General features: G+C 57.6%; 15 protein-coding genes and 1 pseudogene. 6 read left to right on the top strand and 10 right to left on the bottom strand.

Annotation, left to right across the window (positions count from 1 at the left end; all coding sequences use genetic code 11):
- Positions 1-71: 71 nt before the first annotated feature.
- From RTK01_RS05980 to RTK01_RS05965, 4 genes are all read right to left on the bottom strand, one after another.
- A complete protein-coding gene (locus RTK01_RS05980) occupies positions 72-497 on the bottom strand; it encodes a hypothetical protein (RefSeq protein ID WP_312280098.1) in 426 nt (141 codons plus the stop codon).
- Between the two features lie 168 nt (positions 498-665).
- Complete coding sequence (locus tag RTK01_RS05975; protein ID WP_312280097.1) at positions 666-1,886, bottom strand: diguanylate cyclase domain-containing protein; 1,221 nt, start codon at positions 1,884-1,886, stop codon at positions 666-668.
- 34 nt (positions 1,887-1,920) lie between these two features.
- On the bottom strand, positions 1,921-2,451 hold the full coding sequence (locus RTK01_RS05970) for a 4-vinyl reductase (RefSeq protein WP_312280096.1): 531 nt from the start codon (positions 2,449-2,451) through the stop codon (positions 1,921-1,923).
- A 10-nt stretch (positions 2,452-2,461) separates the two neighbouring features.
- Entirely contained in the window at positions 2,462-5,239 is a 2,778-nt protein-coding gene (locus RTK01_RS05965) for an HD domain-containing phosphohydrolase (protein ID WP_312280095.1), read from the bottom strand.
- Positions 5,240-5,826: 587 nt separating this feature from the next.
- On the opposite strand from RTK01_RS05965, the gene RTK01_RS05960 reads away from it, so the two are divergent.
- Complete coding sequence (locus RTK01_RS05960) at positions 5,827-6,144, top strand: TfoX/Sxy family protein (RefSeq protein ID WP_312280094.1); 318 nt, start codon at positions 5,827-5,829, stop codon at positions 6,142-6,144.
- 544 nt (positions 6,145-6,688) lie between these two features.
- Entirely contained in the window at positions 6,689-7,996 is a 1,308-nt protein-coding gene (locus RTK01_RS05955; protein ID WP_312280093.1) for an SLC13 family permease, read from the top strand.
- 568 nt (positions 7,997-8,564) lie between these two features.
- Here RTK01_RS05955 and hutH read toward each other — a convergent pair.
- Positions 8,565-10,133: a histidine ammonia-lyase gene (hutH, locus tag RTK01_RS05950; protein WP_312280092.1), complete on the bottom strand. Its 1,569-nt coding sequence runs from the start codon at positions 10,131-10,133 to the stop codon at positions 8,565-8,567.
- A 575-nt stretch (positions 10,134-10,708) separates the two neighbouring features.
- Between hutH and RTK01_RS05945 the strand changes: the two genes are divergently transcribed.
- Entirely contained in the window at positions 10,709-11,026 is a 318-nt protein-coding gene (locus RTK01_RS05945) for a YerC/YecD family TrpR-related protein (RefSeq protein ID WP_293009872.1), read from the top strand.
- Between the two features lie 152 nt (positions 11,027-11,178).
- On the opposite strand, the gene RTK01_RS05940 is transcribed toward RTK01_RS05945, so the two are convergent.
- Entirely contained in the window at positions 11,179-11,589 is a 411-nt protein-coding gene (locus RTK01_RS05940; RefSeq protein WP_312280091.1) for a hypothetical protein, read from the bottom strand.
- A gap of 35 nt (positions 11,590-11,624) precedes the next feature.
- Positions 11,625-12,956, bottom strand: coding sequence for an HD domain-containing protein (locus RTK01_RS05935; protein WP_312280090.1), 1,332 nt, complete (start codon positions 12,954-12,956; stop codon positions 11,625-11,627).
- A 255-nt stretch (positions 12,957-13,211) separates the two neighbouring features.
- Between RTK01_RS05935 and murC the strand changes: the two genes are divergently transcribed.
- Positions 13,212-14,591 carry a UDP-N-acetylmuramate--L-alanine ligase gene (murC, locus tag RTK01_RS05930; RefSeq protein ID WP_312280089.1) on the top strand — a complete coding sequence of 460 codons (1,380 nt, stop codon included), beginning with the start codon at positions 13,212-13,214 and terminating at the stop codon, positions 14,589-14,591.
- Between the two features lie 143 nt (positions 14,592-14,734).
- Here the strand turns inward: murC and RTK01_RS05925 are convergent, their stop codons facing one another.
- On the bottom strand, positions 14,735-15,334 hold the full coding sequence (locus RTK01_RS05925; RefSeq protein WP_312280088.1) for a 4'-phosphopantetheinyl transferase: 600 nt from the start codon (positions 15,332-15,334) through the stop codon (positions 14,735-14,737).
- A gap of 208 nt (positions 15,335-15,542) precedes the next feature.
- Between RTK01_RS05925 and dnaG the strand changes: the two genes are divergently transcribed.
- Positions 15,543-17,336, top strand: a complete 1,794-nt coding sequence (gene dnaG, locus RTK01_RS05920) for a DNA primase (protein WP_312280087.1) — start codon at positions 15,543-15,545, stop codon at positions 17,334-17,336.
- Entirely contained in the window at positions 17,329-18,801 is a 1,473-nt protein-coding gene (gene rpoD / locus RTK01_RS05915) for an RNA polymerase sigma factor RpoD (RefSeq protein WP_312280086.1), read from the top strand. Before dnaG ends, rpoD begins: the two co-directional genes overlap by 8 nt.
- A gap of 228 nt (positions 18,802-19,029) precedes the next feature.
- Here the strand turns inward: rpoD and RTK01_RS05910 are convergent, their stop codons facing one another.
- Together RTK01_RS05910 and RTK01_RS05905 are read right to left on the bottom strand one after the other, a co-directional pair.
- Positions 19,030-19,371, bottom strand: coding sequence for a hypothetical protein (locus RTK01_RS05910; protein WP_312280085.1), 342 nt, complete (start codon positions 19,369-19,371; stop codon positions 19,030-19,032).
- Positions 19,371-20,088: pseudogene (locus RTK01_RS05905) on the bottom strand (phospho-sugar mutase); the annotation flags it as partial. The gene RTK01_RS05910 and the pseudogene RTK01_RS05905, both read right to left, overlap by 1 nt.

Here is a 20,088-nt window from a genome sequence, read left to right as displayed (position 1 = left end):
CTTCTCCGAAACGGTAAGCGGAGCGGGAGCGACCGCAAAAATCACAGCACCTCCCGCTTATGAGAGCAGCTTTACTCCCCGCCGCCAGCCCTTTCCTGACTTAATGCGCTGTTCATCATCAGCAACAGCTCCAACACACTGCGGAAGCTTTCTTCCCTGCGGCCCTCCAGCCACCGGACGGAGCCCTGCCAACTTGCGTTTTGGCGAAATAAAATTCGCAGGCTGAACGTAGCCGCGCGGCCCTGCTCCGGGCCCGAAGCCGTGCCCGCCAAAGGCGGCTCCACCGATGCGAAGGTGCGCGTGCGCGCAAAAGGCTCCGGAAATTTTGTATCGTCCAGCAATCTCTCCATTTCCAGAAGAAAGTGCATCACGCCGCGAAACGCAACGGGCTCCTCAAGTCCCGGATTCATCAGCCGCCCCCTCCACGCGCCGTCTGCGCACTCGTCCACGCAGACCACGGTATCGCAGTATCGGCTATCCCACCGCTTGTCCTCCATCTTTGTGCCACGTCCCTTCCTCTTGGACTTTTTAAAGCTTGCTTTATTGTAGCATCAGGAGGTTACAACAATGGTTACAGGATTCGTTCCGAACTTCATTCTGCAATAAATATTATGTAAAATTTTTTAGAGTGGAATACGCCCGCGGCACCGCCGTAAAGCCGGGATTTACTTCTTCCGCTTTCTCTGCCGCAGCTTATAGTCCCGCTTGTATTCGTACATTTTTTCGTCGGCGGCAGCCAGCAAGTCCCCCGCCTGCATGGTGTTATCCGGTCCCACCGAAATCACGCCGTAGCTCATGCTGCGGTCATAGGCGGTGCCTGCCGTCACAAGACTGCCGCGAAGCTGCTCCATGCGCTGCGCCGCGGCCTCCGCATCCCAGTTTTCCACAAGCAACATAAACTCGTCCCCGCCGATGCGGCAGACCACCGCATTCGGAGAGAAATTCAGCATGGCCCCGGACATGGCCATGATATACCGGTCGCCCTCCTCGTGGCCATACCGGTCATTGACCTGCTTCAAATCGTCCATGTCGATGAAGCAAATGGCAAAGCTCCGCTTCTCCGCAATCCACTTCTCCAGCGTATCCATGCCATACCGTCGGTTGTTCAGTTGGGTCAGCGTGTCAAAGTTTGCAATATTCTGAAGTTTCCGCATTTGCTCCCGCTCCGCGCTGATGTCGGCCAGCACAAACGCCATGGCGTTGTACTGGTCCCAGCGCAGGGGATGCACCGACACGGAAAAATTCTGTGTCTTGCCGCCGTCCGCCGGGAGCTCCAGCTCCGTCACATAAATGTCGCTCTTCCCGCGCATGGCGTTTGTCTGCCGCTTCAGCCACGCAAGCAGCTCCGTCGCACCGTCATCGCTGACGGGAAGGTCGTTCGACGCGCTGCTGACAAACAGAATATCCGAGGTGTCCGCATCGGTCACAATGATCTGCTGTTCGATCTGCTTCGCCAACATTTCGTAGAGACTTCTGCTCTGCATCATGGTGCGGATCTGCTCCAGGAGAACCGTCCTCCGCCGGTCAAGCAACTCGATCATGGTGTTAAAGGCGTCGGAAAAGTCCCCCATAAAGTCCACGCGCTGACGATAATCGCCCATGGCCACCTGCTGGGTCTGCCACGTCAGGTGCCTGAGGGAGGCGTGGAGCGCTTTCAGGGGAGCGGCCAGCTCATTGTCGGGTCGGGGCAGCTTTACATTCAGATTCCCCTTGGAAATGGCCTTGGCAAGTCTCGCGTTGTCCGCCAGACATTTGCAGAAAGCAACCATACTGTTTCCAAGTTCCTGGAATTCCTCCGGCAGCTCCCCCACGTTTAAAACGGCGCTCTCGGGGTCGTGCATCACCTGCTTCAGATAGCCCTGCAAAATCTCCGCCGCCGAGTTCATACGTCACTCACATCACTTTCCATGCCGCCCCGGCTTAAACCGGCGTTCCCCGGAAGCGGCACACCCGGTCGCCATTGGCCCAGCAGTCGATTTCCCGCACGGTGTACTTTTCACCGGTGTACGCCTCCAGAATCCCCTCGATAAAGCCCTCGTCATAGTAGCATACGGTTTCGTTGGTGATGGGAATGCCGCTGCAATCTAAATCCTCCGCTACCGTCAGCACAATCTCCCCGGTGTCCTCCACATAGCTTTCCATCCGCAAAATACCGATTTTCAGCTCTTTGAGCGCCTTTTGCAGGTCCGCCACAAAGCCGCCGAACTCCACCGTCAGGTCCAGCGCATGCTTTGCAAATTCCGCGCCCGCCAGATAGCCCGCCTGACGAAAGTAGGCGTTGGCCTGCTGGTTGCCGCACTCCCGGCTCAGCACATCCAGCATGGTATACTGCATCAGGCGATAGACCAGCACCGGCATATCCATGCCCAAGTCTCCCCGTCCGCCATTGACGTCGCCCAGATTCTCCCACCTGAAACAATTATGGGTAAGCGGTTGTTTCTCCGTGTTCATCAAAATCCCCCTAAGCCTGCGGCCCGTAAAATAGATCCCCGTATTCCTCTTGCAGCACTTCCAGCATCAAGCCTGCCATCTGCGGGTCAAACTGCGTGCCCATATTTTCCCGAATTTCCGTAGCGGCCTGCTTTACAGTGACAGCCGGTCGGTACACCCGCTTGCTGGTCATGGCGTCATAGGCATCCGCCACCGCGAGAATCCGGCAGGCCATAGGAATTTCCGTCCCTTTCAGCCCCCGGGGATACCCCCCGCCGTCCCAGCGCTCATGGTGGGCAAGAATCATCTCTGCCACGCTGGAAAGTTCCGGCGTCGCCTGCGCGATACGGAAACCGATCTCGGGATGCCGCTTCATCTCATCCCATTCAGAGCCGGTGAGCGGCCCCGGTTTTCTCAAAACATCGGGATTAACGCCCACCTTCCCCACGTCGTGCAACAGGGCAAGAAGGGACAGCTCGTCCATCTCTTTGGAGGAGAGCTGAAGCTTTTTGCCCACGGCGTGGCAATATTTTTCCAGCCGTTTGGAGTGCTCCTCCGTTTCGTTGCTCTTTTCGTAGAGCGTTGCAAGTAGTGTGCTAATGATGGCGTTGCGATAGCTCTTGCCGTCCAGCAGCTTCTGCTGATACATGTATTCCTCCGCCCGCTGCAGCGCGGTCTGCACGGCGGTGTCGGCGTCATCCTTGCACGCACACCCCAGCGACAGGCTGAGCGCCAGACTGCTCCCCTTGATTTCAACCTGAATACTTCTGATGCACCGGATAACCGCCTCCGCTTCCTCCAGCCCCTTCCCGGGCATGAGAATCACAAATTCGTCTCCGCCCAGCCGGGCGACAAAATCGCCCCTGCCGCTACACTCCTGCATCATCTTGGCCACGCTTTTAAGCAGCGCGTCCCCGGCGCTGTGACCAAACACATCGTTGGTGATTTTGAGGCCGTTTACATCTGCCATAATTACCGAGACGGGAACCTCTCCCCCCGCGTCCATGCGGCTCATCGTCTCTTCAATGTACCGGCGGTTATACAGTCCTGTCAAAGAGTCGTGATAGCTCAAAAACTCAATTTCCCTGCTGTGGGCCTTTTCGCTGCTGACATCCCGGAACACCATCACAACGCCCATGGTATCCTGACGCTCATCCCCGCGGATAGGAGCGGCGCTGTCGGCAATCGGGGTAGGTCTGCCCTGCCGGTCCACCAGCTCCGTGTGATTGGCAAGGCCCATTACCAGCCCCGTCTCCAGCACCTTTTGCACCGGATTCTCCGCCGGTCGTCCCGTCTCCTCGTTGCGCAGAACAAACACCTCTGAAAAGGGCCTGCCCAAAGCCTGTCCGTCCCCCCAGCCCGTCAACCGCTCGGAAACAGCGTTCATTCCCGTGATGATTCCGGCCCGATCTGTGGTGACCACGCCGTCGCCGATGGACTGGAGCGTGGTGCGCAGCAGCTCCTTCTCCCGGAGTAGTTCCTCCCGATAGCACTCCCTCTCCGTCACGTCGAACAAAATCGCGTAAAGCAGCCTGCGGCCTTTGTCCCAAATCTCGGAGGCGTATACGTCCAGCAGCCTTGTCTCACCATTTCTCAGGCGGTGGGGCGCGGCCTCAAAAAGCGCGCCCGCAGCCATTTCCCCATGTATTTTTTGAAGCTGAATGTCTCCGGGCAGAAGGTTAAACTCCTGCACGTTCTTTCCCAGCATCTCCTGCTTTTCAAAGCCGAAATAACGCAGCAGGGCGGGGTTTGCGTCCATAATCTCTCCCGTGTCCGCGTCTATCACCAGTTTCAGCGCGCTGTGCTGCTCAAACATCGCCTGAAACCGCGATGCAAACGCTCGGTTGCTCCGTTGGGCCGCCTCCAGCTTTTCCTTGTTGGAAAGAAGCTGATACAAAACAACTCCCGCAGCCGACACGGTAATCAGAATGGTGGTAATGCTGGTAGTCACCACATCCCGAAACAACACGGCAGAGCGCAGCAGAACATCGGGCCCACGCACAACGGTCACCAGATACCAGCCGTTATACTCCAGATGTGCGGAGGAAAGAAAATAAGTATCTCCCTTGCGAAAAAATTTTGCGCTGGAGGATCCTCCATTCATCACGCCCACAACTATTTTGCCGACCTCCGTCTCCGACAGGCCGTATCCGCGCAGATCGCCAAACAGATTTCCCTCGCGCTCCGGCTGATAGGTGTTATAGACAATCTCTCCGCTGCCGGTGACGACGCAGCTATATGGGTTCTGATACACGCCGCCGTCAGAGGCGCTGGAAAGCAAATTTTTCTCTTTCAGGCGGACGCAGAGCGCACCAACCATGCCGGAATCGCCAATCAGCGGCCTGATGATCACAATATCCTTTTTTTCCTCCTCGCCAACCACCGCGCTGATGACGGTAACGCCCTTTTGAAGACGCCCCGTGTCCTCCTCGCTAATCAGCAGCTTCCCCTCTTCAATTTCCTCCGTGGAAAGATAGGTCACAAAATCACCGGATACAAAGCCGCTGTGCCGATCCAATCGCTCTTGAATGTCTCCCGCAAGCCCGGCTTCGGAGCTTAAAAGCATGGCTTCCGCCGTTTTCAGGGACTTCAGCGCCCCCGCAATATCCCGCTTGATGCCCACGGCGGTGTGTTGGGTATTGGTATTCAGACTGGCGGCGACAATTCTCTCAAACTCCGCGTCCAGCTTTTGCTTCTCCCACAGTAGCAGCAGGCCAATAGACATCGTGAACACCAGCACAATGAGCACAAAACCCCGGACCGATCCTTTTTTTAACGCCAGAATAAGTTTTTGCTTGGCGTTTCTCACACAGTTGCCTCCTTTATATATTTCCTGACTTATCATCGCTCCGACAAAACGGGGTGAACTTCAAAGGACCCATTTTGCGTCCATCTCTAAAATCGCATCAATATTTTTGCTTATTTCGAAAGCGCGCAGACTCCCAGACAAGAGGCGCTTCCTCAGCACGCGCAAAGCTAGCTGCGTTATTATGACATTATACAGCATGTTCTTTTTTATGCATACTGAATTTCTCTATATTCCAATCATTTTTGTTTAATACGCTTAAAATTTCAAGAGAATTGACTGTTTTTCAGCGCAATATTCAGCTTTTCGTATATACCGTCTTACACCTCCCTAAGACGGCCGCTCAGGCCCTTGCAGCAATGTAACGAAACCCTCTAAATTATGAAATAAATTTCCTTTTTGAAACCTTTTTTGTGTCCCTGCCCATAAAAGAACTGCACCAATATCCCCGGAAATAGCCCCTAGCGCAGGACCGGTTATCGTTCGGGTTTGAAAAATTCAAAAAATATTTTTTGGAATATATTGTAAAATTTTTTGCAAAATGGTACAATGTCCTCCAGATAGGCTGGATTGATCGGAGGAACAGCAACATGGCAACTTCACCGGACTACGTGGAATTTCTTTGTGAGCAGTTGGGAAGTTTGTGGGCGGTGCGCAGCAGGAAGATGTTTGGCGAGTACATGGTCTACGTGAATGACAAGCCCATTCTTCTGGTGTGCGACAACACCGTGTTCGTGAAAATTATTCCGGAGCTTGCACCGTTGATGGGCGGTGCTGCGCGTGGACTTCCCTATTCTGGCGCAAAGGAACATTATATTCTGGACATTGAGGACAAAGACATCCTGCGGGCCGCCGTGGAAATTCTGGAGCCCGTCACCCCCCTGCCCAAGGATCGGAAAAAGAAGTAGGAAAAGGCCGCAAAGCAACCATCAACCGAAGCATACTTTCGACTTTACGGTAGGCTGCGTCGCACTTCGAAAATACCAACCTTGCCGGTAGACATATCCCCGTATCTTCTGTGAATCGCACAAAAATAGACGTTTTATAGACGCTCTATCATGTAATATACACCTAATCACGGAAAGAAATTGGAGGAGGTTCCGCAGGGGAATTCCGTTTTTCCGTGAAGCTTTTGCCGGGGTATTTCAGGAGAGGGCTATGTGAGAAAGCGCCGTCTTGCCCAGACCGCGTCTGCCCGCATCCGACCGCCTTCGGCATTGATTGTCCGCTTTCAGACGTGGACAGTCTTTCCTGTGTCTGTATTGTTGCAGCGAATCTGTCCGGAAAGGGGGGCAATTACGGAAAATGGAAAAAGCGGACGCACCGGCGAAGCCCGGCTCTCCGCTCTGCAAAGTTTCCCGTAAACACTGCAAAATTCAACAATCATAAGGAAAGAGAGATTTCTAGCGTTTTAGAGATTTAGAGATCTTTTAGGAAAGGGAGATTTAAATAATGTCTATTTTATTGAATCCGGTTCTTGTCTCCGTGGTGGTCCTGTGTGTCCTGTGCCTGCTGAAGCTGAACGTTCTTCTGTCCCTGATTATTTCCTCCATCGTTGGCGCCGTTTTGGGCGGCATTGACATTCCTTCCGCCATGGGTATCCTGACCGCCGGCTTCAGCGTAAACGGCGGCACTTCTTTGGCTTACCTGCTGCTGGGCACTTTTGCCACTGCCATTGCCGCCACGGGTCTGGCCGACATGATGTCCAAGAAGCTCTCCAAAATCATGGGAAAGAACGCCAAGTTCCTTCTTGTGGTGCTGGCGGGCGTGGCCTGCCTGTCCCAGAACCTGATTCCCGTTCACATCGCTTTCATTCCCATCATGATTCCTCCCCTGCTGAGCCTGTTTAACGAGCTGAAGCTTGACCGCCGGGCTGCCGCCTGCTCTCTGGCATTCGGCCTGAAGGCTCCTTACATCTCCATCCCCTTTGGCTTCGGCGCCATCTTCATGGGCATCATTGCCGACAACATGACCAAGAACGGCATGCCCACCACCATCGGCGAGATTGCGAAATACAACTGGATTCTCGGCGTTGCCATGCTGATCGGCCTGTTTTTGGCCATCTTTGTCACCTATCGCAAGCCCCGCGAGTATCAGGACCTGTCTGTGGACGTGTCCGTCACCGAGTCAATCTCCGATAAGTTCACCAAGGAGCACGCCGTCACCCTTCTGGCCATCGTCGTGGTGGTCGCCGTTCAGATTCCCACCGAGTCTCTGGCTCTGTCCGCCCTGTGCGGCCTGATGGTCATGTTCATTTTTGGCGCCATCAAGTGGAAGAAGATCGACGAGCAGTTTGAAGGCGGTCTCAAGATCATGGGCATGATCGCCTTTATCATGCTGGTTGCCGGCGGCTATGCCGACGTGATTAAGGCCACCGGCGGTGTGGATGAACTGGTGCAGGCTGCCATCGGCATCATGGGCGGCAACAAGGTCATCGCCGCCACCGTCATCACTTTCATCGGCCTTCTGGTCACCATGGGTATCGGTAGTTCTTTCAGTACTGTTCCCGTGGTTGCAGTGCTGTATGTGCCTCTGTGCCAGCAGATGGGCTTCTCCGTGCCCGCCACCATCATTCTGATGTCCGCCGCCGCCGCTCTGGGCGACGCCGGTTCGCCCGCTTCCGACACCACCTTGGGGCCCACGGCCGGTCTGGACGCGGACGGACAGCACAACCACATCTGGGATACCTGCGTACCTACCTTTATCCATTACAACATTCCTCTGATGATCGCGGCGATCATTGTCTCTCAGTTTATCTGAGACTGATTCAAACACAGTACGACAGGCTGCGGTCCGGCATTTGCCGGACCGCAGCCTTGTCTTTCCCTGCGCAAACGCAGTGTGTTCCCTGAAACGGACCTCTCCAGCGGGATGTCTCTTGCGGCAGGACTTTTCCATCTCTCGAACATCTCTGCAAACAGTTTGCGCGCTGGGGGCTTTGGTCCCACGCGGCAAAGCATACTTGCCGCCCAGACGCGCAGCGGACTTCGGAACTGCACAAGCCATGTATTGCATGGCAAGCTCCAAGCGCCGCCCGGATACACCCTCCCCCCAGAAAGCCGTCGGCCTGCATGCATCAAGCCCGTCCCCCATAACAGCCGTGCGTCCGCCGTGCCTTTTTCCGCCGCTTTTTTCCGTGCTTCTACAAGGTGACACAACGGGCGTTGGTGCTTCACGGCAACAGGACTTTCATTGCCGAGAAACATAATCTGTGAAAAAGCAAAGCCCGCCTGTAGGCGCAAGCACGGCTTTTGCATGAAACCGCGCAAAAGAGCCGCCGCGCCGAACTTCGGCGCGGCGGCTTTTATCTAATTTGCCGGGATGCGGCTTATTCAAACTCGGGGACGTGCTTCTTGACGATGTCCAGCAGATCGCCGCTGCGGACCATCTTCTCCACCTCCGCGATGTCCTGCCAAATCTCGCGGTCGATCTCGTAGAACGCAACCTTCTCGCGCACGTGCTTGTACATGGCCTCGTGGACAGGCGCCAGGCCCTGACCGTGGGTGTTCAGGCGGCGGCGAATGTCGATGGCCTGGCAGGCAGTCATCAGCTCATCCGCCAGAACGGACAGAGTGTTCTGCACAATCCAGCCGGCCTTGCGCGCTGCGGTGGTGCCCATGGAGACGATATCCTCCTGATTGGCGGAAGAGGGAATGGAGTCCACCGACGCGGGATGCGCCAAAACTTTGTTCTCGGAAACCATGGAAGCAGCGGAGTACTGCACGATCATAAAGCCGGAGTTCACGCCGGGCTTGGTGGTGAGGAACGGGGTCAGTCCGTTGGACAGAGCCGCGTTCACCATGCGCTCGGTGCGGCGCTCTGAGGCATTGGCAATCTCGCTGCACGCGATGCCCAGCGTATCGAAGGGAATGGCCATGGGCTCGCCGTGGAAGTTGCCGCCGGAAATAACCGCCTCGTCGTCGAGGAACAGCAGCGGGTTGTCGGTAACGGCGTTCAGTTCGATCTCAACCTTGGCGCGCACATACTCCAGCGCGTCGCGGACGGCGCCGTGGAGCTGAGGGATGCAGCGCAGGGCGTAAGCGTCCTGCACACGGTCCTTCTGGCAGTTGTCCAGAATCTCGGAATCGGCCAAAAGCTTACGCATATTGGCGGCCACCATGATCTGGCCCTTCTGCCCGCGGACAGCGTGAATACGGGCGTCAAAGGCGTTGCGCAGGCCGGTGAGGGCCTCGAAATCCAAGGAGCTGATGGCATCGGCCAACTGGGCGGCGCAGATGGTGTCAAACAGAGCGAGAGAACCGACAGAGGTCATGGCGCAGGTGCCGTTGGTCATGCCAAGGCCTTCCTTGCACACCAGCGTCTCCAACGTCTGGATACCGGCCTTGGCCATGGCCTCCGCGCCGGTGAGCTTTTCGCCCTTGTAGTTTGCCAAGCCCTTGCCCAACAGGGGCAGCGTCATATGGGCCAGCGGAGCCAAATCGCCGGAAGAGCCCAAAGAGCCCTTCTGGGGAACCACGGGAGCAACGCCCGCGTTCAGCATGGCCAGCATCATCTCCACCAGAATGGGACGAATGCCGGACACGCCCACGCACAGCGCGTTTGCCCGCAGCAGCAGCATACCGCGCACCACCTCGTCGGCATAAGGGTCGCCGGTGCCGGTGCAGTGGCTGAGAATCAAGTTGGTGGACAGTTCGTTGCTCATCTCCTCGGGCACGGCCACCTTCTGGAAGTCTCCAAAGCCGGTGGTGATTCCATAAGCAACGCGGTTCTCCGCCACAATTTTTTCCGCCAGTGCGCGGGACTTCTGCATGGCCTCCAGCGCGGAAGCGGCCAGCTCCACCGTCGCACCATAGCGGGCGACAGCCACAAAGGACTCCAGCGTCAGGCTGTGTCCATCAACAACGACATGCTTTATTTCAGAAGGCTTCATAATCATTTTAATCGTTACCTCGCTTCAAATTTTTGCCCTGCAATATCAGCCTCTTCAAAAAGCGTGTACCCTCGCGGGCCGCAGCCGGAAAGAGATGCGCCATAAGCGGCATTTACAGGTTCTATGAGATGTGAGAAATGGTTTGGATGATTCGGGTCAGGCGCGCTTCCGGCGCGAGAGCGCCGGAAGCGCTGTTCACCCTGCCCAGGGGTGAGCCTGCCGCAATCCTGTCTGTATTGTGCGCTTGTCGGTTTTACGTTTTCGCACAAACACATAATAGCATTATTTTTGTACGAAATCAACATTTATTTTTTAATTACACCCTAATTTTTTGTCTATTATCACGGTGTATCGGTAGCGTATTAGCGAGATATGGGGGTAGTGTATTATCATGCGGACATTTCAAGCGTAAATACCTGCCGATGTTTGGAAAAATTGACGTACCACAAGGGAAAGTAGATTGACAGTGGCTGAAAAGTCTGTTATTCTTTGGCCATAGGATACCCTGTTACCGTATAAAAGCAATCCTGCCGCCGGAGCCGGCGCACGGCGGCGCCTGATTTTGAAAGTGGGGCTGCAAGATGTATGAAAGCAGAATGAAATCGGAAATGGTGGACCATCTGTATCAGGCAATTCTCTCCCTGAAGGACCAGGAAGACTGCTACCGCTTTTTTGACGATTTGTGTACCGTCGGGGAGATTCAGGTCATGGCCCAGAGATGGATGGTGGCCCGGATGCTTCAGGACGGAGAAACCTTCAACGCCATCAACGAAAAAACCGGCGTCTCCTCCGCCACCATCACCCGCGTGCGGAAATGTCTGGTCTATGGTGCGGAGGGCTATGCCCGGGTGATTGACCGCTTGGCGGAGCCTGAGCCTCCCAAAAAGAAAAAGGGATAATACCTCCATTGACATTAAAACTCCCGCCCTCCGGCAGGCGTCCCATTCCCATCGGGAAGGAGATGCCTGCCAGAGGGCGGGATTCTTTGATCGGTAAATCCCCGGCGGCGCAGATTGTGCCGCCGGGGATTTTTTATCCGTCGAAGCACAGGTCATTCTTCAGACGCGCCCTGAATCTCCAGCAGCTCCAAGGCGTGCTGACCGGCGGCGGTGAGGGCCATGCTTCCCTTGTGGGCAAATCCCTCGTAGGCCGCGTAGTCAAAGTTTGACAGCGGAAGATCATAATCCAGCCGAACCAGCCGCTTTTGGGCCAGCGACGTGATAATCTGACCATACTCCGCGGGGGTGTATCTTGCGCCCTCCAGATAAATCGGCTCCTCGGCTCCCTCCCGCCGGGCGATGGGAAGAAAGGGGGTCTGGGCCAGATCTTGTAGCAGCTCCAACTCACCCTCGCCCATCCATACGCTGGCTCTTGCGCTGCATCCGCTGCATCCATCGCAGCCGCCGCCCACGCCGCAGGCTCCTCCGCCGCATGAGCCGCACTGACTCTGTTCGTTGTTCATGTGTCCATCTCCAATCATAATTAAAATTTTTGTTATTATTTATGGTTTTGCGCGGTTTCCCGGTCCTCGTCCGCACGCAGCAGTACGGAACGCTGGTTCGGCAAGTCTCCGTCCACTACGGCGGATAAAAGCTCTTCCAGTATCATGCCGATTTCCGGCCCCCGAAGGCCCAGTGCCAGCATATCCCGTCCGTTCACCGCTAACTGCCGCAGTGATACACATTCGTCCCGGGCCAGCAGATCCTCCATAATCTTTTGTATCTGCTCCACATCCAACAGCCGTGCCCGGTACGCGGGGGCCTGCCCCAGATTGTCCGCCCGTTTCACCTCGGTCAGCTCCCGCAGGCGCTCCGCTCCCAGTTTTCGCAGCGCCCGGCGGATGCTTTTCTCCGTCCGGGGAATCTCCCTGTCGTGCCACAGCACCAGCGTGACCACCGCCTCCCGTGTAGCGTTGTCAAATTTAAGCCGCCGTAAAATCGCGTCCGCCATCCCCGCGCTGACCGTGGGATGTCCGTAAAAATGCCCGCCCCGCTCGTCCCGGGTGTAGCACCGGGGTTTTGCCAAATCGTGAAGCAGCACCGCCCAGCGCAAAACCGGCTCCGCCGGGACCTCGCTCAGTGCGTGGAGTGTGTGCTCCCACACATCATAACAGTGATAGCGGCTGTGCTGGTCAAAGCCCACCATGGGCAAAAGCTCCGGCACCACCGTCCCTGCCATCTCTGGAAATTCCCGCAGAATCTCCGCCGCCGCAGGCCCGCACAAAAGCTTCGTCAGTTCAATCTGTATCCGCTCCGCCGCCACGCCGCAAAGCAATTCCCTGCACGCCCGCAGCCCTTGCGCCGTCTTCTCTTCCAATTCAAAGCCCAGCACCGCCGCCAGCCGCAGCCCGCGCAGAATGCGCAGCGCGTCCTCTTGAAACCGCTCCTCAGGCGATCCCACGCAGCGCAGAAGCCGATTTTTCAAGTCCTCCTGCCCGCCGAAGGGGTCCGTCAGCGTTCCTCGCAGGTCCAGCCCCATGGCGTTCACCGTAAAATCCCGGCGACTCAAGTCGTCCCGCAGGGAGCCGGTGAAGGCCACCGAGTCTGGGTGGCGTCCGTCGGTATACCGTCCGTCGGTGCGAAAGGTGGTGACTTCCACAGGAAGCGCCCCCTCCCGGACAGTCACGGTGCCGTGGCGCAGCCCGGTGGGTGCGGCCCGGCCCGGAAACAGCGCCATCGTCTCCTCCGGAAGTGCGGAGGTGGCCACGTCCCAGTCCCCCGACTCCCGCCCCAGCAGGGAATCCCGGACACAGCCGCCCACACAGTGGGCCGCGTGGCCATGCTCCTCCAGCGCCTTCAATATGCTTTTCACCGGCTCCGGAATGTTCACCTGCTCACCTTACTTTCTCTTTTCAAATCAGCGGACCGGAGCCGTTTCCCGCCTAGCGGGCCGCGCCTTTTCGGTTGCATTTTCCACTCTCGCATAGTATAATACCTTTTCTGAGAAGGACAGTCAATCGCCCCGGCCCGAATACAAAAAAATTTGCCCGGGCGCTATAAATTCCGGCGCCGAAGTTATAATACAATATCATACAATGAGCGGCGTCCCATTTGCAAGTCATTGCAGGAGAAGGAGCAAACTATTATGATGAATAATCCAAAACCCATCAGCGCTTACATGGTTCCCGGAAAGCAGGTTCATCTGGTGGGAATCGGGGGCGTATCCATGGCTCCGCTGGCGGAAATCCTGCTGGGGATGGGGCTTGCGGTCCACGGTTCCGACATTCACGAAAGCGAGGCGGTGGCCCATCTGCGGTCGGCCGGCATCCATGTGGACATTGGCCACAGCGCGGAAAATTTGGGCGAGTGCGACTTTGTGATCCGCACCGCCGCCGTCCACGACAACAACCCCGAAATTTCCGGCGGGGTGACCCGTGGCATCCCGGTCTACGAGCGGGCACAGGCACTGGGGGCCATCATGCGCCGCTATCCCAACGCCCTGTGCATCTCCGGCACCCACGGAAAAACCACCACCACCTCCATGTGCACCCACATTTTCATGGCGGCCGAGGCAGACCCCACCGTGATGATCGGCGGCACGCTGCCTCTGCTTAACTCTGCTTACCGGGTGGGCAATGGAGACACTATGATTCTGGAATCCTGTGAGTATTGTAACTCGTTCCTCTCCTTCTACCCCACTGTGGCGGTGATTCTCAACGTGGAGGAGGACCACCTGGCCTTCTTTAAGGATTTGGAGGACATTGATCACTCCTTCCGCCGCTTTGCCCAACTTGTGCCGGACGGCGGACGGGTGGTTGCCAACGCGGATAACGACGGCGCTATTGCAGCCCTGAAAAATCTGGGCCGTCCGGTTTTCTCCTTCGGGCTGGCGCGCACCGCCCACTGCACCGCCGAAAACCTCCGCGAGGAAGGCGGGAAACAGCTTTTCGACGTGACAGTATACGGCAAGCCCTATGCCAGCGTGTCCCTGCCCGTCCACGGCAGGCACAATGTGTCCAATGCGCTGGCAGCGGCCTCGGCGGCCTATGTGCTGGGCCTGCCCGGCTCCGCCGTGGAGCGGGGGCTTGTGGACTTCACCGGCGCGGGACGGCGCTTTGAGCGCAAGGGCGTGTTTAACGGCGCGGACGTTTACGATGACTACGCCCACCACCCCGACGAGCTTCACGCCCTGCTGGTCATGGCCAAGGACCTGCCCTACAAGCGGGTAGTGCTGGCGTTCCAGCCCCATACCTATTCCCGCACCGCCAAGCTGTTCGACCGTTTTGTGGAAGAGTTGAAGCTTGCGGACGCGGCGATTGTGGCGGAAATTTACGCCGCCCGGGAAACCAACACCGTGGGTATCAGTTCGGGCGATCTGTGCAAAAAGGTTCCCGGCTCCGTTTATTGCTCCAATCTGGAACAGGTGACGGACCGACTCCGCGCCATCGCCCAGCCGGGGGACTTGATTCTGACCGTGGGCGCAGGGGACATCTACCGGGCAGGAGAAGCCCTGCTGAAGGAATAAGCTGCTGTAAATACAAAAGTCCCCGGGAATTTGCTTTCCCGGGGACTTCTCCCGCACCGCACCCGGGCGATGCGCTTACTTTTGAAAAATCCGCGTTCCGGGACGCTGCCTTTTCAAGCATCGTCCCCGGAAATTCTTAACGGCTATACCATCTGCTCCAAAGAGAATTTCTGAATCCTGCTCACGCCCTCGGCGCTGCGTGTGGCCACTCCGGCCACATACCCGGGAAACGTATCTACATAATAGAAATATTCTCCGTATTGCAAAGGGGCCTCCCCCTCCCGCATGATGCTCACTCCCGCGCCGCTGCGCTTGAAGCGCGCCTCTCTCCGGACCCAGCTTTGGAAAAACGCCTTTTCCGAGGCCGCATCCGCAAGCCGCTTCATGGCTCTTGGGGACACGGGACGTATCTTTTCGATATCCACGCCCAACGGTTCGCCGGAAAGGCCCACCAGCACCGCCCCGGGCGTGTGGCTCAGATTGAAGCACACCTCCGGAAAGGCGGGAAATTCCGGCTTTCCCTGCGTAGTCAGCGCGATCTCCGGCAGCTCCCGCCACCGGTATTTCTCCCACAATGCGCGGCGCAGAATCGCATAGGCGCAAAGCGGCTCCCGCCACCGTTCGGTGTCGCGGACCCGGGCAAGCCGCTCCCGCCGCTCAGGCGGCAGCATTTCCAGCAGCGCGTCGTTCTCCCGCTCGCTGAGCGGACGGTCCAACCGCGCGGCCCAAAGCTCCACTGCCATTCTTCCACCTCTTTCTCTCTTATCTCTAAGCACTTATTTTAGCCGTCAAATGTGAAACTGTAAAGCCGGGAGAGAAAAGTTTTCTGAAAATTCGCAAAAAAAGAGGAAATTTCAGCCCAATGGGGTATAAATAGAGTGACTTGAACTGGTTGTCTGGGTATGACCCGGGACAATTCCGGTAAAACTCACCGGGAGGGAGGGATGTTCGTTGCCGTTTCCGCAGAATTTTCTGGACGAGCTGACGGCCCGCAGCGACATTGTGGATGTGGTGGGCAGCTATGTCCAGCTTACAAGACGAGGCGCGAACTACTTCGGCCTCTGCCCGTTTCACAGCGAGAAAACAGGCTCCTTCTCCGTCTCCCCGGACAAGCAGATTTACTACTGCTTCGGCTGCAAACGGGGCGGCGGCGTCATCAACTTTATTATGGAGGAAGAAAGTCTCCCCTTTCCGGACGCGGTGCGGTTTCTTGCCCGGCGCGCCGGGCTGGAGGTACCGGAGGAGACGGGGGACCGGGAGGTGGAGCAGAAGCGGCGGCGCCTTCTGGATTTGAACCGCGACGCGGCCCGGTTTTACTATCAGCAGCTTCAGGACCCGGAGAGCCGCTCCATGCGGGACTATCTGGACCGGCGGCAGATCGGACAGGCCACGGCGGTCCGCTTCGGCCTTGGCGCGTCTCTTGACCGTTGGGACGCGCTCATCACCGCCATGACCCGTCAGGGCTACACCAAGTCAGAGCTTTTGGGCGCGGGCCTTGCGGTACAGAACAAGAACGGCCGGCTATACGACAAATTCAGAAACCGGCTGATGTTCCCCGTCATCAACGTGCGGGGGGATGTGGTGGCCTTTGGCGGGCGCGTGCTGGACCACTCGGAACCAAAGTATATGAACTCCTCGGAAACCCCGGTTTACAGCAAGCGCCGGGAGCTGTACGCTTTGAATCTGGCGAAAAAATCCAAGCGGCCCAACATCATTCTGTGCGAAGGCAACATCGACGTGGTGACCCTCCATCAGGCAGGGTTTGACAACGCCGTGGCTTCCATGGGTACGGCGCTGACACAGGAGCAGACCCGGCTTCTGAGTCGGCACACCAAGGAAATCGTTTTGTGCTATGACAACGATAACGCCGGAAAAGTTGCCACGGAGCGGGCCTTGCAGATTCTGAACAACTCGGAATTCTCTGTCCGGGTTCTCCGGCTTCCGAACAAACGGATGGAGGACGGCTCCATGGGCAAGCAGGACGCGGACGATTTTATCAAAGCCTTTGGCCCCGATGCGTTCGAGCGGCTGCTCACCGGCAGCGAAAACGGCGTGGAGTTCCGTCTGGCTCAGATTTCCGGGAAATACGATTTGACGGACGACCGCCAGCGCCTTGCCTACGCTGAAGAGGTCAGCCAGCTTTTGGCGGGTCTTGAAAGCCCGGTGGAGCGGGATATTTACACCGTCCGGGCGGCGGAAGCCGCGAAGCTTACGCCGGAGGCCATGAAGCTGGAGGTTCAGCGGGCCTTCAAGCGCCGGATGGGCAAGGAGCGGCGGGCCCGGGAGCGCCACGACCTGAACCCGGCGGCGGAGCTTCAGCCCAAGGGACGGGACCTGCGCTATACAAACCTTCGCTCCGCCATGGCGGAGGAGGGCATTTTGCGGCTTTTGCTGCTGGACGACAGCCTGTTTTCGGAATCGCCACCCCTGCGGGAGGAGGAATTTTCCTCGCCGCTGCTTGGCAGGGTCTTCTCCCTTTTGTGGCGGCAGCGCGAGCAGCGCAGCGCTCCCAAGCTTTCGTTTTTGGCGGGAGAGCTGTCCGGCGAGGAGATGAGCCACATTACCAATCTGTGTCAAAAGCCGGAGTCCGCCGCAAACGGGCGGCAGGCTCTTGCCGATTACATATCAATTGTCCGCCGGGAGGCGGAAAAGAGAAGCGGCGCGGGCGCAGCGGACCCGCTGCTGGCAAAAATGGAAGAATTGAAAGATCAGAAAAAAAGCAACGGAGGAAAGCGACATGTCTAAGAAGAAAGAACCCACCCCTGAGGAGCGGCTGGAGCAGGAGGCCAACGCCCTGCTGAATGCCGGAACGGCAAACGGGGCGGATAGAGCGGCGGCAGCCGGCGGTAAGTCCGGTCAGGACGCCGCTCCCATTATGACCGACGAGGAGGCCAAAAAGGCTGGCATCCTTCGTCTGGACGACAAGCAGGTGGCGTCCCTGCCCGCTTCCGCATGGCTCTCAGGCAACGAAAAGCTGCGCGAGCTTTTATATAGGGCCCAGAAAAAGGGCAAGCTGGACTCCGGCGAGCTGGCAGAGTCGCTGGACACCCTGAATCTTGAGGGCGACCAGATGGATCAGCTTTATGATTCTCTGGAGGCCCTGAACATCGATATCAGCACCGACGAGGACATTCTCCCCGAGCTGCCCGACGACGACCCCGCCGCTGAGGAGATTGCGGACGTGGAGGAGGAGGAGCTGGTGGACCCCAACACCTTGGTTGGGAACTTCGCTATCGATGACCCCGTGCGGATGTATCTGAAGGAAATCGGAAAAGTCCCCCTGCTGACTCCCGACGAGGAGGTGGACTTGGCCCAGCGCATGGCCGCCGGCGCGGAGGCGGAGGAAACGCTTAAGGAACTGGCTCGTCAGAAAGAGGCAGGCGAGGAGCCCTCCCTTTCTAAGGAAGATGAGGCCGCCGTCAAAAAGATTTTCCGCAGCGGCGAGCTTGCAAAGCAAAAGCTGGCGGAGGCAAACCTCCGTCTCGTGGTGTCCATTGCCAAGCGGTATGTGGGCCGGGGCATGCTGTTTCTGGACTTGATTCAGGAAGGCAATCTGGGCCTGATCAAAGCCGTTGAAAAGTTTGACTGCACAAAGGGCTTCAAGTTCTCCACCTATGCAACCTGGTGGATTCGTCAGGCCATTACCCGCGCCATCGCGGATCAGGCCCGCACCATCCGCATTCCGGTGCATATGGTGGAAACCATCAACAAGGTCATCCGGGTGAGCCGCCAGCTTTTGCAGGAGCTGGGCCACGACCCCAGCCCTCAGGAAATCGCCATCGAGATGAACGGCGGTTCCGCCGCGTGGGAAAAGGTCCGGGAGGATGAGAAGAAGCGGGCCGTGGACCGCATCCGCGAGATTTTGAAAATCGCGCAGGAACCGGTGTCTCTGGAAACCCCCATCGGTGAGGAGGAGGACAGTCACCTTGGCGACTTCATCCCCGACGAGGGCGCGTCGGAGCCGTCTGAGGCCGCGTCCTATAAGCTTCTGCGGGAGCAGTTGATGGATGTGCTCTCCACCCTGACCCCCCGGGAGGAGCAGGTTTTGAAGCTGCGCTTCGGCATCGAAGACGGCCGTGCCAGAACCTTGGAAGAGGTCGGCAAGGAGTTCAATGTCACCCGTGAGCGCATCCGTCAGATCGAGGCCAAGGCCCTGCGCAAGCTGCGCCACCCCAGCCGCAGCAAAAAATTGAAGGACTTTTTGAACTGAGCATTTTTACCGGGCAGGGACTTTCGTCCCTGCCCGGTTTTTATCTATTCCAAATGAATTCTGACGCGTTCCCTTCGTGGACGCCAGGATTCCACAGCACTTGAGAAACGAGGGATATGCCCCAGCCGCTTTGCCGCGAATCTTTGGTATGTCGGTCACGGGACTCTTTATTCCCCGCGCCTTTGCACATAAAAGCCGGGACCCGCCGCGTTGGCAGGCCCCGGTTTTTCAGCTTTGCAGAAATTCTTCCAGCGCGGCACGAAGTTCCTCGTCAGACGGAGGAACGTTCCAGAACAGGGGCTTTTCGTTCCCCGTGAGAACCGGGAGATACAGCCCGTCCGGGTCAGCAAGCGACATGTGGTTGGCCCGACAGCCGGGGCAGTAGGATGGCTGGCACACGCTGTCAAATCCCCGGGCGGCGATGTCCGCCTCGTCCATGATTTTCTCCACGGTGCATATAAGGCTCAGTTCCCGGGCCATTTGTTCCACCCGTTCAAGATAAAAGTCGTTTCGGGGACACTCGGAGGCGTACAGCCGCAGCCTGACGCCTATTTTCTCCCCGCCTGCCATTACTTTTGAAGCCCAGCGGCCCACGCGCCGTATTTTTCGATATTCGCGTCGCACGCGGCCCGGTCGGCTCCTTGGGTCAGGATGTAGACCTTGATTTTCGGCTCCGTGCCGGAGGGGCGCACCAGAATCGCGGTGCCGTCCGCCAGTTCAAAGCGCAGCACGTTGGACCCGGACAGCTCCATGGCGGTCTTCATCCCGGTCGCGCAGTCCTCCACGGACCCGTCGGCATAGTCCTTGCGCACCGAAACCTTTACGCCGCCGATGGCGGCAGGCGGATTTTCCCGCAGACCTCGCATCAGCTCCGCCATGTCCTTCAGTCCGTCCAGCCCCGGCATCACCAGATTATAGGTCTTCTCTCCATACTGACCATATTTTTCATACAGCTTTTCCAGCGCGTCAAACAACGTCATCCCCTGCGCGGCATACCACGCGGCCATCTCCGTCAGCAGCATGGAGGCCGTCACCGCATCCTTGTCCCGGACGTAATCCCCCAGCATATAGCCGTAGGATTCTTCGTAGGAGAAGATGACCTTCCCCGTTCCTTCGGCTTCCAGCGCGTTCTTCTTCTCCGCCATAAACTTGAAGCCGGTGAAGGTGTCAAAGCACTCCACGCCGTTGGACTCCGCAACCTTCCGCGCCATCTCCGTGGTGACGATGGTTTTCAGCGCCACGGGCCGCTCCGGCAGCCGTCCCGCCCGGCGCATCGCACCGATGAGA

The sequence above is a fragment of the Oscillibacter sp. genome, from assembly GCF_031978065.1.
Classification (GTDB): Bacteria; Bacillota; Clostridia; order Oscillospirales; family Oscillospiraceae; genus Oscillibacter.
This window is presented reverse-complemented; position numbering and strand designations above follow the sequence as displayed.